General features: G+C 64.7%; 16 protein-coding genes and 1 pseudogene. 6 read left to right on the forward strand and 11 right to left on the reverse strand.

Annotation, left to right across the window (positions count from 1 at the left end):
• Nucleotides 1-529, forward strand: a pseudogene (locus MKK63_RS13330) (hypothetical protein); the annotation flags it as partial.
• Here MKK63_RS13330 and MKK63_RS13335 read toward each other — a convergent pair.
• Entirely contained in the window at nucleotides 493-807 is a 315-nt protein-coding gene (locus tag MKK63_RS13335) for a hypothetical protein (protein ID WP_244002434.1), read from the reverse strand. The pseudogene MKK63_RS13330 and the gene MKK63_RS13335 sit on opposite strands and share 37 nt — an antisense overlap.
• A 65-nt stretch (nucleotides 808-872) precedes the next feature.
• Here MKK63_RS13335 and MKK63_RS13340 point away from each other — a divergent pair, with 65 nt between their 5' ends.
• Nucleotides 873-2027, forward strand: a complete 1155-nt coding sequence (locus MKK63_RS13340) for a hypothetical protein (protein WP_244002436.1) — start codon at nucleotides 873-875, stop codon at nucleotides 2025-2027.
• 34 nt (nucleotides 2028-2061) lie between these two features.
• On the opposite strand, the gene MKK63_RS13345 is transcribed toward MKK63_RS13340, so the two are convergent.
• From MKK63_RS13345 to MKK63_RS13355, 3 genes are all read right to left on the reverse strand, one after another.
• Nucleotides 2062-2262, reverse strand: coding sequence for a hypothetical protein (locus tag MKK63_RS13345; protein ID WP_244002439.1), 201 nt, complete (start codon nucleotides 2260-2262; stop codon nucleotides 2062-2064).
• A gap of 4 nt (nucleotides 2263-2266) precedes the next feature.
• Nucleotides 2267-2800 (reverse strand): hypothetical protein, encoded by a 534-nt coding sequence (locus MKK63_RS13350; protein ID WP_244002441.1) that lies wholly within the window; start codon nucleotides 2798-2800, stop codon nucleotides 2267-2269.
• Between the two features lie 393 nt (nucleotides 2801-3193).
• Nucleotides 3194-3979 carry a helix-turn-helix domain-containing protein gene (locus tag MKK63_RS13355; RefSeq protein WP_244002443.1) on the reverse strand — a complete coding sequence of 262 codons (786 nt, stop codon included), beginning with the start codon at nucleotides 3977-3979 and terminating at the stop codon, nucleotides 3194-3196.
• Between the two features lie 376 nt (nucleotides 3980-4355).
• Here MKK63_RS13355 and MKK63_RS13360 point away from each other — a divergent pair, with 376 nt between their 5' ends.
• The 3 genes from MKK63_RS13360 (at nucleotide 4356) to MKK63_RS32225 (ending at nucleotide 5623) form a co-directional block, all read left to right on the forward strand.
• Nucleotides 4356-5018, forward strand: coding sequence for a hypothetical protein (locus MKK63_RS13360; RefSeq protein ID WP_244002445.1), 663 nt, complete (start codon nucleotides 4356-4358; stop codon nucleotides 5016-5018).
• On the forward strand, nucleotides 5008-5229 hold the full coding sequence (locus MKK63_RS13365) for a hypothetical protein (protein ID WP_244002447.1): 222 nt from the start codon (nucleotides 5008-5010) through the stop codon (nucleotides 5227-5229). Before MKK63_RS13360 ends, MKK63_RS13365 begins: the two co-directional genes overlap by 11 nt.
• Nucleotides 5230-5377: 148 nt before the next feature.
• Complete coding sequence (locus MKK63_RS32225; RefSeq protein ID WP_409564511.1) at nucleotides 5378-5623, forward strand: GCG_CRPN prefix-to-repeats domain-containing protein; 246 nt, start codon at nucleotides 5378-5380, stop codon at nucleotides 5621-5623.
• A 362-nt stretch (nucleotides 5624-5985) separates the two neighbouring features.
• Here MKK63_RS32225 and MKK63_RS13370 read toward each other — a convergent pair whose 3' ends face one another.
• The 6 genes from MKK63_RS13370 to MKK63_RS13395 all read right to left on the reverse strand — a co-directional run bounded on the left by MKK63_RS13370 (nucleotide 5986) and on the right by MKK63_RS13395 (nucleotide 9447).
• Nucleotides 5986-6444 carry a nuclear transport factor 2 family protein gene (locus MKK63_RS13370; protein WP_244002449.1) on the reverse strand — a complete coding sequence of 153 codons (459 nt, stop codon included), beginning with the start codon at nucleotides 6442-6444 and terminating at the stop codon, nucleotides 5986-5988.
• A gap of 78 nt (nucleotides 6445-6522) precedes the next feature.
• A complete protein-coding gene (locus tag MKK63_RS13375) occupies nucleotides 6523-7500 on the reverse strand; it encodes a zinc-binding alcohol dehydrogenase family protein (RefSeq protein ID WP_244002451.1) in 978 nt (325 codons plus the stop codon).
• 36 nt (nucleotides 7501-7536) lie between these two features.
• Nucleotides 7537-8058, reverse strand: a complete 522-nt coding sequence (locus tag MKK63_RS13380; RefSeq protein ID WP_244002453.1) for a YybH family protein — start codon at nucleotides 8056-8058, stop codon at nucleotides 7537-7539.
• A gap of 4 nt (nucleotides 8059-8062) precedes the next feature.
• Entirely contained in the window at nucleotides 8063-8467 is a 405-nt protein-coding gene (locus MKK63_RS13385) for a DoxX family protein (RefSeq protein ID WP_244002455.1), read from the reverse strand.
• A 10-nt stretch (nucleotides 8468-8477) separates the two neighbouring features.
• Complete coding sequence (locus tag MKK63_RS13390; protein ID WP_244002457.1) at nucleotides 8478-8798, reverse strand: YybH family protein; 321 nt, start codon at nucleotides 8796-8798, stop codon at nucleotides 8478-8480.
• A gap of 139 nt (nucleotides 8799-8937) precedes the next feature.
• Nucleotides 8938-9447, reverse strand: coding sequence for a YybH family protein (locus MKK63_RS13395; RefSeq protein WP_244002459.1), 510 nt, complete (start codon nucleotides 9445-9447; stop codon nucleotides 8938-8940).
• A 105-nt stretch (nucleotides 9448-9552) separates the two neighbouring features.
• On the opposite strand from MKK63_RS13395, the gene MKK63_RS13400 reads away from it, so the two are divergent.
• Nucleotides 9553-10464: a LysR family transcriptional regulator gene (locus MKK63_RS13400; RefSeq protein WP_244002461.1), complete on the forward strand. Its 912-nt coding sequence runs from the start codon at nucleotides 9553-9555 to the stop codon at nucleotides 10462-10464.
• Between the two features lie 157 nt (nucleotides 10465-10621).
• On the opposite strand, the gene MKK63_RS13405 is transcribed toward MKK63_RS13400, so the two are convergent.
• A complete protein-coding gene (locus MKK63_RS13405; RefSeq protein ID WP_244002463.1) occupies nucleotides 10622-10876 on the reverse strand; it encodes a hypothetical protein in 255 nt (84 codons plus the stop codon).
• Nucleotides 10877-11207: the final 331 nt, after the last annotated feature.

The following is an 11207-nucleotide window of genomic DNA, read 5'->3' on the forward strand; positions in this document are numbered from 1 at the left end:
CAGCACCCTGCAGGGCGAGGGTGGGTTCAACACCGCCAAGATGGGCATGCTGCACGGTGAGGCGCCGACGCAGCAGGTCGTCGACGCAGTCGCCCGGGAGCGGGCCTTTGCGGACGCGAACCGGCGGATCGTCGAGGGGTCACAGACGGCGCAGCGGAACCGGGCAGCCGACGCCATCGCACCGCGCACGACGCTGGGCGACGATCTCGGGGGCACCATGGCTGGCTTGGTCGGCGGGCCCAAAGGGTATGCCCTCGCCCAGGTTGCCCGCGCCGGTAAGGCCGGGATCAACGCCGCCGGTCAGGCCGCCGATCTCGCCCGCAATCATCAGCTCGCGGACGCTGTGACGATGACCCAGGGCGACAAGCTCGACATGCTGCTGGCCGCCCTGGAGGCCCGTGGCCGCTCACAGCAGCAGGCGGCGGCGCTTGGAAATCTTGCGGCTCGTGGGACGCAGGCGGCGCTCATGTCTCAGGCGGACCGAACCCGGCCCTACTTCCCGGCGGCTTTACCGGCTTTCGGGCGATGACCGATCCAGGCGTAGATCCCAGTCGCAAGCCAGACGGCGACAAGTGCAGTCCAGGCGCCAGCCTTGCCGATATGGTCGACAAGCCACGCGTCGACGTTCGGCACAGCTGCGTTCACGCCCCACCCGATCGCCGTCATGACGATGGCGAAGACGATGATGACGGTCAGAGGCTCAGCCCAGCGGCGCATACCATGAAGATGGCCCCGACCCGTCATTCTGTCGATACCCGTCAGCCTCGCCAGAATTGGCCCAGGGCTGGCGCTGGTCTGAAACCGCACACCGGCACCCGAAATCGCCCGACGCCCGTCAGCGGCCCGGATTTCGCAACCATGGGGCATTCCGCATGTCGCTAGGCTTCGGCTCCCTGCCATCGTTCGCGAGCGGCGACGACCAGAACCCGTTGAGCCCTGCCTTGCAGCAGTATCTGCAACAGCAGGCGCAGCAGCAGGCTCAGGCGCCGACCATGACGTCTCAGGACGTGCCCGCGGCCACACCGCCCGGGTACTCGGGGTTCAACCCACAGACGCCACCGACCGGCGCGCCGACGCCCGTGATGCAGCCCGGCGCGCAGGCGGCCGGCACGGGGTTGCTGTCCATGATCGGACCGAACAGCGCCGAGGCGGCGACGCCGGATCCGAACGACATCCGCGGCCGGTTCATCTCGACCCTGCAGCAGGGCGGTCTGACCAACCCGAACGGCCTCGGCGCGGTCGCGGCCTACGCCCAGCACGAGAGCCGGTATTCGCCCTCGAACATCACGGGTAGCTGGTCAGACCCGAGCGAGAGCGGGCAGGCGGGCCAGTCCGGCGGCATCCTGTCGTGGCGGGCCGACCGCCTCGCCAACATGAAGGCGTTCACGCAGGGTGCGGCCGATCCGGTGTCGGCACAGGCCAACTTCCTGCTGCAGGAGAACCCGCAGCTCACGAGCGCCCTGCAGAACGCTCAGAGCCCGCAGGAAGCTCACGCCCTGATGGCGGACGCCTGGAAGTTCGCGGGCTACAACCGCCCAGGCGGCGAGAATGCGGCGCGGCTGGCGACGACCCAGGCCTACGCCAACAGCTTCGGCGGCGGTGGACAGGCTCTGCCGGCCATGGCGTCCGGATCTTCGTCGCAGATGTCGCCGGGCATCGCCCGTCCTGCTGGGGCCTCGATGGGCTCGACCGCCCAGCAGGGCGGGTTCGGCCTCGGCGGGATCGTCGAGCAGGGCGCCCCCGTACCGGGCCAGTCTTCGCCGACGCCCGACGTCGCGTCCCTGTCCGGCCAGCCGTTGACCGCCACCGGCACGCAGGATCAGCAGCCGAGCAATCAGTACGCCCAGATCTCGAACGCCCTGAAGAGCATCGCGGGCGCTCAGCAGAAACAGGCGCAGGGCGGCGGTGGGGCTATGAGGGCGCCGGAAGTCGGTGGCAGGCCGATCTCGCTGCAGCAGGCCCGAGCCATGTTCGACTCGGGCCGATTTTACGGGGCGCTGCGCAACGCCGGGGTGCGTGGTGTGTAACGCAGTGCGCCAAGGTGGAGCTTACAGCCGTGGCCTACGCCTGCTTCCGCCCCTTGCCGGGTTTCCGCGCGGGGTCGTTGGCGACACTGGTGGCCGCCATCCCGTCGAGCACGGCTGGCACGTACCGACTGTGAACGGCAGCTTTGATGTCGGGGTCTTCGAGCGCTTTGCGCAAATAGCCTGTGGTCCGCTCCTCAGCGGTCTCGGCCAGCGCTATCAGTTCCTCGCGGGTCATCGCCTCACCGTTGCTCGCTATTAGGATCGGGATCAGCTTCCCCAGAGTCAACCACGGCATCAGGTGGACGGGTCGCTTCCCAAGCCCGCCGCCCTCGCGGCAAGCGTGAGGCCGTGACCACGTATCCACACTCCTCGACTACACGCCTAACGAGGTCGAACTTGAGCAGTGCCCTTCTCGGCATGGCTTCGTCATAGGTGAACCACACGAAGCCCTCTGGAGTGCTGACCTGCAAGAGGTCGCGAAGGCCGAACAGGACTGCTCCCAGCACGGCAGCGCGATCTTCCGTCGCCGCGATGAGGCGTGTGTTCCTGCCGCTCCAGAACGTGTGCTCGCCGCCAGTCTCCCCGTCCGCCTCGATGACGTTGAAGTACAGTTCGAGGCTCCCGCCCGGCAACGCATCAAGGCCAATCGCCACCTTGTAGTTCAGCGGCTCGGCATCGTCGTACCCAATGTCGATGATCGCGACACGAGGCGTGCTGGCCGCGAAACCTTGGACGCGGAAGCCGCCCTGCGGAATGGTGCAGACGAAGGTCATAGGGTTGGTCAGGTCGTTGCCAGGCGGCCAATAAGCTCATCAAGTTTCTGGTCCGCGGCTACTCGGGCAGCCTGAACCTTCGCTTCACGGTCCTCGCCAACCGTCCCAGGACCGTAGATCGCACCGTCCAAATTTTCGATGGCGGATAAAAGCTCCGACGCGTTGCGATCAACATCGGGGTCGAGCGGCCCTTGCTGCCGCAGTTCGTCTAGGATCCTATCCAAACGTTCAGGCGCTCTCCTGGCTGCTTCCAACGGCCGTTGGACATTTGCGCTTTGGATGAGACCGCGCACCGCCATTGCCTGATGCTTGAACCTCGGAGGCAGGGACTCGGCCGGGTCGGGCCGTGGAGGCTCAGGTGGTGCGTTCGTCATATCGACCGTCCTTATGCCATCACCGCATAGCAGAGGGCGTCTTACCACCCACGAGAATTCTCATGGGATCGCTTCGGCCAGGGTCGCCCGCTGCCCCTCGGCAGCCTGTTTTGGGATCTGCCAGTCTCGATTTCTCCAGATCTAGAACCTGAGTATGCGTGCCCTGCGGGGATTTGCACCCTCCCCCCTGCTGCAGGGTGTCAGGGTTTCCTTGATACCTCACCGGCTTCCGCGCCAGCCGCAGCCAAGCCGTCCACTCAGCCGAGACGATGCGCACGATGTTCGTGTCGTTGCGGAAGCCAGTCACTCGCCGTTCCTCGACTGTGACGAGCCCGAGCTTCATGGCCTCGCGGATCGCGTTGCGCACCGTGGTCTCGGCTACGCCCACGATGGCGGCGAGATGGCCCACGGCCAGCCGACAATCCTTCCGGCGGGCTACCTCGGCGGCCACGAGGGCGAGCACGCCTTGCTCGGCCAGGGTGAAGCGCGCCGCGATAGCCGGCGGCAGGCGCCCTGAGGAAGCCCAACGGCGGCGGCGCTCCATGCTGGCGCCCGTGCGTGGCCTGGACCCGACGCCCGGCCTCCTGGGGCTGCTCTGGCGATCCTGCGAGGTGTCGGTCAGCGGCAAACCCGCCAACGTGGCGCTTTTGGTCTGCCGCGCCTCGATCAGGCCGGACAACGCTTCGGCTTCGACTTCCGTCACCTGCCCTTCCCCATAGGCACGCCACAGCGCAGCCGTGACGGCGGGCAACGCGGCGCGCGGGGCCGCCTCCACCTGTCGGCGGATCTCTTCGGCATAGGTCATCGAACCCGGTCCTTTTCGGACCGCGGCTGTGATCAAGGCACGACTTCATCGCTCCGGGAATTGGCGTTCCCGTTGACTCCCGGCGGGAGCTATGGCTGATGGGGGATTGCATGAGGCCCCACCAGGCCACTTCGATTTCGCGGGCTCTCTGTTTGGCGACAGGGGGCCCGTAGTCGTTTCAGGGTCTCAGATCCGCGGCGGCTGTGCTCCTGATGGTGGCCGCGACTCGCTAGGGCGGGTGCAGCCGGAACGGTCCATGTCGGCCGTGCGGTACGGTTAAGTCAACGTCACCGGTGGTTTTGATCTGGCCTGCGCCGCGGTCGCGTCTACGATCGTCCGCGGCCGCTTTCGCGGCATAGCAGGGTGAGGTATCCGCGTGCCGCCGGACCAGATCAGCATGAAAGATGGGGCCCTCCATATCGACGGGTATCCAGATGCAGTGAAACTAATCCGGTTGACGGGAAAGAAAGCGAAGCAACTCGCTCATTACGCGGCGCATCGCTTTGATTTACAGAATTCGAAATCTCATCTCAACAACATGAAGCCCGACAACCCGGAAGCCGTCAACGATGCGCTTTGGCGCTCTGCTATTTCCACATACATCAAATGCTTTACCGGTGGTGCAGCGCGAAATACGAAACTACGAGCAGAAAATATATACGAGAGTGTGCCCGTCAAAATGAAGGCGTTTCAACATTTCGAGCATTTGCGGAACAAGCATTTCGAACATGATGAAAATGCATACGGTCAAGCAATACCTTGCGCGGCGATAAACGGCGGAGGAAAGGGTTTTAAACTCGAAGGCGTAATTGCTAACACGTTGCAGTTTGTCACCTTCGATGTCGGGAACTACGGCAACTTGCAGCTTCTCATTACCGAAGCTGATCAATGGATTGAGGCTGCCTTCAAGAACTTGGCAGACGTTATTGCTGCCGAGCTTGAGCGGGAGAGTTTAGAGGAGCTGCTTGGACGAGAGGCCGCATCCATCACCGTTCCAACGGTCGGCCAGGTTGGGGTGCGGCGTCCGGATGACGCTTAAGCGCCGGAGCCCGCAGCGCCGCCCGCATCTCCGCGATGGCCGCCGGCTCCTCGGCCTGCAGCAAGACGGCGATCGCCTCGTGGGTGGCAAGCTGGCGCTGGGCAAGGCTCAGGACGCGAAATTCTGCGATCAATTCAGCATAGTGGTTAGCTGCATTTGCATCGCATTGTCTGCTTTGCCGAAAACCTTCGGTTTCATGGCCAAGATTTAATGCAGCGGCTGCTCCTCTGCCAAGTTGTAGCGACAGCCGCCGAGGGCATCTTGGCGACGGAATACAGAGGAAACCGGCCATGAATATAATGAATACACTTTTCGCTACCGTGGCGCTCACCGCTCTGCCGCTGGCCTCCGCGAATGCGATGCTGATTGCGGCCGACCCGAGCGTCACTGCTCCCATTACCCTCGTGGCAGGTGGTTGCGGCCCAGGTGCGTGGCGCGGTCCGTGGGGGCACTGCCGGAATACGCCGTACTCTGGACCCCTCCCGGGTGGCTGGTACCAAGTTCGCGCAGGGAATGGGTGCCCTCCGGGCTACTGGCGCGGCCCGTGGGGTCACTGCCGCAACACGCCATTCCACGGCCGGCTTCCGGGAGGCGGGTTCCGGTAAGAGGCGGCCAACCTACATACCCACGAGATCCATCAAGGTTAGCCCGCAGGCGGTGACGAGGCCGCCGCGGGCATCGATCTTCGGCACCGTCACCTCCACCGTCACCTCCGGCAGCACGGTCTCGGGCTCCTTGGCCTCGCGGTCTTGATCGTTCCGGACGGGATGTGTGAGCGGCGTTCGTGAGGAGCGGCTGAAATCGCTCAGGCCTCAAGGCTACAGATATTGCCTGCATGGCCTAGCTCTGCGGCGTCGGCATTGCGCTGACCTCCAGACCGTCCAAGCTCGCTCGCTGCGGGTCCCGCAAGCCGACTGAGTGCTGCTCGGGCACAAATCCGTAGGCGCAGCCATGATGCTGGATTTGCTCAGATCGTCACCTCTGCGCCGTCCGGATCGGCTCTGAATGTCCAGGCGCCACCGCTTCGGAAGGTGGAAGCGGTCCCGAACGTGTCCTCCATGAACTGCATCTGGGTAATCTTTCCGGCTACGACTCTGGCGAAGATCGCGACGGGCGAGATTAGCGTCCGGTCCATCACCCGCGAGCGAAATGTGCAGCTTACGAACACGGCGACCCGCTCATCGGAACCGAAGGCCTCCTGCACGTCGAAGGCTAGGATCTCCCAATGCCGGTTGACGTTCACGAACGTCTCCACGATGGACTGCGCGCCAGTATGCGATCCGCACCAGGGCATGATCCGCTTCAGGTCGGGATTGTCGTAGTTCAACGACACGTAGGTGGCGTCGGGCGCCACCAACTCGGCGACGGTCGACGGATTGGCGGCGTCGCCCAGAAGGGCCAGGACTGTTTCGACCGGTGTGCGCATGTCGTGTCACCCCCTTCGATGGTGCAGTTCGCGCCCGGCGATCCGTGCGACTCTTCTGTGTGGGAGGGTCGCGCGCCGTCAGGGCAGCACGACGATCTTCCCGCCGGCTCGGTTCTCCTCCATGGAGCGATGCGCCTCGGCGATCTCGTCGAGCTTGAAGGTGCGGCCCACCTGCACGCGCAGGCTGCCTGTCGCGACCTGTTCGACGAGTTCCTGAAGCGGCGTGCGCATGAAGTCCGTAACGCCGCCGTCGTAGGTCGTGAGGCACACCCCGCTCGGGATCACGTCCATCGGACTGAAGTCCGGCAGCGACCACCGGTCGCCGACCATGCCCGTCATGCAGACGATGCCGCCCGGCTTGGCGCAGCGTAGCGAGTCCTCCAGCGTCGTCGCTCCGACCAGTTCAAGCACCTTGTCGACGCCCCCTGGGCAGATCTCCGATACCTGTGCGGCGATTGTGCCCGTGTCGATGAAGACCTGATCCGCGCCGTTGTCCCGGAGCATCTGCGCGCGGTCGGTGCGGCGCGAGGTGGCTGCGACGTGGACGCCGTGTGCTTTGGCGATGGCGGCCGCGGCAAGCCCGACCGAGGTGGTGCCGCCCCGGATCAGCAGGCGCTCACCCGCCTTGAGCCGTAGGGCCGTGAACAGCGAGCCCCAGGCGGTCTGCAGCATCTCGGGTAACGCACCCAGGACCTCCCACGGCAGGTCGGTGCGCAGGACCTGAACCTGACCGATCGGCACGCGGACATATTCGGCATAGCTGCCGTCGAACTTGCGACCCATGCCGCCCATCGCGGTTGCGACCGTGTCGCCCTCAGCGACCGTGCCGTCGGGCGCGGCCACGACGGTGCCGACCGCCTCGATGCCGAGCACGCGCGGGAGCGCGACCCCGGGTGACTGACCGCGGCGGGTGAACAGCTCCGACCGGTTCAGGCCGAAGGCGCGCACCCAGATCAGCACCTCGCCCGCGCGGGGCTCGGGCATCGGGACCGCCTCGACCTTCAGCACGTCCGGACCGCCGGCCTTGCGGATCACCGCCGCCCTCATCATCGTCATGGTCGTCCTCCTGAGCCGGGAACGTCGTGGATGCCCTCAGCCCTCACCTTGCACGGGGTTGGTGTTGAAGACGTACAGGGTGATCTTCCAGGCGCCGTCGATCCTGCGCAGCACGAACACCTCGCGGTTCAGGTCGACGACCTGCTTGCCCCCCTCTAGGACCGTCGCGCCCTTGTGGTGGTAGGTCCGCACGATGGCCGTCTCACCGTGAACATCGATGCCCGCATAGCCGAACACGGTCGTGAACTTGGCGATCCGGAACAGAGCAGCATAGGCGTCACGCTTCTCCTGGCGGGTGGCGAAGGTGGGTTTGTCGTTCCACTCCGCGACGCTGTCGGGCGCGAACAGATCCAGAATGCCATCTGTGTCGCCCGCGTTGAGGAGCATCTCATAGCGGTGGACCACGTCGTAGGCCGCGCGCTGCCCGGCCGCGACCATCGGATCGGACGCGAACGCGAAGCTGCTGGCGGTCTGATCCGCCGCGTCGACCGGTACGAGGGCGGCCCCGACGAGCGCTGCACTAAGGAAGAGATTGCGCAGGCAGGAGATGAGCGACATGCGTTCACCCATCTGTTCGACTCACGGCGCGGCGCGCGTCGAGGCTGAGGCCGGTCGCACCGGCGCGGGCGAGTAGCAGGAAGCCGCCAGCCATAGTGAGGTTCTTCAGGAAGTTGATCAGCTGGTTCTGGTCGGCGAAGGCGGTATGAAAGATGCCCGCCGTGAGCAGGCACCACCCGGCCAGGCACACGCCGAGCGGCCGGGTCCAGAGGCCGAGCAGGAGCAGCACGCCCGCACCGATCTCGAAGGCGGCGGCCGGCCAGACCAGCACGGCGGGGACGCCGTAGGCGCTCATGTAGCCTTGCGTCGCCACGATGGCAGTGAGCTTGCCGATGCCGGACAGCAGGAACAGGGCTGACATCAGTACGCGCGCCGGCGCGTCGATCCATTTCGGCAGGAATAGGGTCATCGCGGGCGCCTCACGCCTGCGCCGGCAGCGTCGTGGAGAAGCTGTAGCGAGCGATCTTCCAGGCGCTGTCGACCTTCTTGAAGACGAACAGCTCCTGGTTGGCTTCCGGGATGTCGATGCCTGCGGCCAGGATGCGGATCGTGCCGGTCGAGGTGGAGCGCAGGAAGGCCCATTCGGGCGTTAGCACCCGGATCTCGTCGATCTCGAAAGCGATGGCGAGCTTGATTGCCCCGGCCATGCCCGCATAGGCCGCCTGAACCGCAGTCTTACCGACCTGGGGCGGGCTGTTCTGTGCCATCAGCACCCCGTCGTCGGTATAGAGTTCAGCCACGGCGTCGGCACAGAGCGGTTTGCGGCCTCTCCGTACTGCTTAAACACCTCGGCGATAGCCTGTTCATCCGCGTTCATGGGCTGATCCTTGCGAGGAAAGACAGAGTTGGCCACAGAATTTGTTTGGACTACCGAGCGAGTCACTGGCTCGGCGGGTTCGTAGGCGAGAAGCTGTAGCGGGCGATGCGCCAGCGACCGTCGTCGCCCTTCTGGAAAATGAAGAGTTCCTGGTTCGCCTCGGACGTCGTCTTGCCGCTGGAATGATGCAGCGTCTTCCCGGCGGAGTTGGTCCGCACGAACGCCCATGTTGGCGCCATCTGGACCACCTCGGAGATATTGAATGTCACATCGAATTTTAGTTCTTTGAAGACGGCATCATACGCCCTGCGAACCGCGTCCTGACCGATGAAGGAGGACGTGTAGGGCGCCATGAAGATGCCGTCGGGCGTGTAGAGGGGTAGCACAGCGGCGGTCTGACCACCGTTCAAAGCTGCGTTATACGAGGACAGTGCGGCGCGGATCGCGGCTTCGTCGCTCGTCTCGGAGGACGGAGCCGTCGATGAACCGGTGTGCGTTTGCGCTATGCTGGGCTGAGTGGGGATAAGAGCAAGGACAGCTAGGACGCAGGCAGCGGTAAGACGAACCTTCATTCACGATACTCCGGCACCTGTTTACGGCGCCTGATCAGTATGCGATCTCTCATTGAGCCATAACCCATTCAATTTGGGATGGCCCATCCCATATATGGGACAATGATGCTCGATCTGAACGCTCTTTTCATCTTCGCCAAGGTCGTGGAGGCCAACAGCTTCGCGATGGCCGCGCGTCAGCTACGCATCCCGACCTCGACCGTCAGCCGCCGCGTCGCCGAGCTTGAGAGCCAACTCGGCGTACGTCTCTTGGAGCGCTCGACGCGTAGCTTGCGGTTGACCGATCTCGGCTCAGAAGTTTTGGAGCAGGCGCGGCGCAGCATCGAGATCAGCGACGGGGTGATGGGCCTCGTCTCGAACCGGATGACCGATGTCTCTGGCGTCCTGCGCATCGCGTCTCTGCCCAGTATCTCCGACACACTCGTCGCGCCGCTCGTCGGCGCATTCCAGGCTGCCTATCCGAACGTGCTCGTGCAGGTTCTCGTAACTGAACGCTACGTGGATCAGGTTGCGGAGGGGATCGATGTCGCCTTTCAGTTCGGCCCCCAGCAGGACTCGGACCTCGTCGCACGCAAGATCCTCACATACCGCCACCGACTGGTGGCGAGCCCGGCTTATCTCACGGGGCACCCTGCGCCCCTAAGTCCACAGGATCTGTACGACCATCGGCTGCTGGCATTTTCCTTCGGAAAACCTGATAGGCGTTGGACCTTCACTCACCAGGACGGTGACCGCAAGGAGACCGTCACCTTCCAGCCGTCCTTCACGATGAACGACTATCTCGGTCTCGCCTCCGCCCTGCTGGCGGGCTCCGGGATCGGCGACCTTCCGCCCATCGTGCGGCCCGACCTGCTCGACGACGGGCGCCTCGTCGAGGCGATGCCCGGATGGCGTTTCCGTCCCTTCGACCTGACCCTGGTCCATCTGGGTCATCGATACGTGCCGCGGCCGGTGCGACTGTTCAAGGAGATGGCGGTAGAGCTGGCCCCCACCCTGTTCCCCGACCTCCCATCTTAATGAGATCGCGCGTCGCGAAGCGTATCCACGGCACAACAAGTGAAATCTGGCTAGACGACGCCTTCATTGGACGTCCGACTATGCATTCTCATTTCTAGAAGCGGACCGGCAAAATTCCACCCATCGTGGACCCTGCTGGAGCCGTAACTTGTCGGCGTCAACGCACACCTGCGAGGTCGAGGAGCGCTACGCCGGCAGCCGAGATGACGTTCCCACGCCCCCGCCAAGGTAAGACGATCGAGCTCGCCGCCGGTTCAGCCGCCACCTCCGGCAGCGCGGTCTCAGCCGTCTCAACTTCGCGGTCCTGATCGTTGCCACGCAGCCATGTGATCTGGCTGCCGGTGTGGTTCTCGGGCGCGGCCAGGGAGGGTTCAGCGTCCCCGCCGTCCTCATGGTCCGCATCCCCGTCCATGCGGTCCAATACGGCGATGATGCGGTCCGCCGCGTCGAGGGCGGTCTGTGCCGCCTCCTCCAGGCTGGCGCGGAGGGCAGGGCCAGTCAGCGGCTCACTGGCAATGTTACCAGTGATCGGCTTTGGTCGCGGGGTGAATGTCAGGACATCGCCGATGGGTCAGGTCTCGGGATGTGAGGGGAAGGCCCGGCGGGAGCCGGCCGGGGCGGTACGCACGGGTACGAAGGGAAGTCTCAGCGCTTGGGCGTGGCGTTCAGCTCGTCGAGTAGGGCGGCATCGACCGTGCGGCTGTTCTTGTTCGGCTTGTGCCCGATGATGACGCCCAGTCTCC

This window comes from Methylobacterium sp. J-088 (genome assembly GCF_022829295.1).
GTDB lineage: Bacteria > Pseudomonadota > Alphaproteobacteria > Rhizobiales > Beijerinckiaceae > Methylobacterium.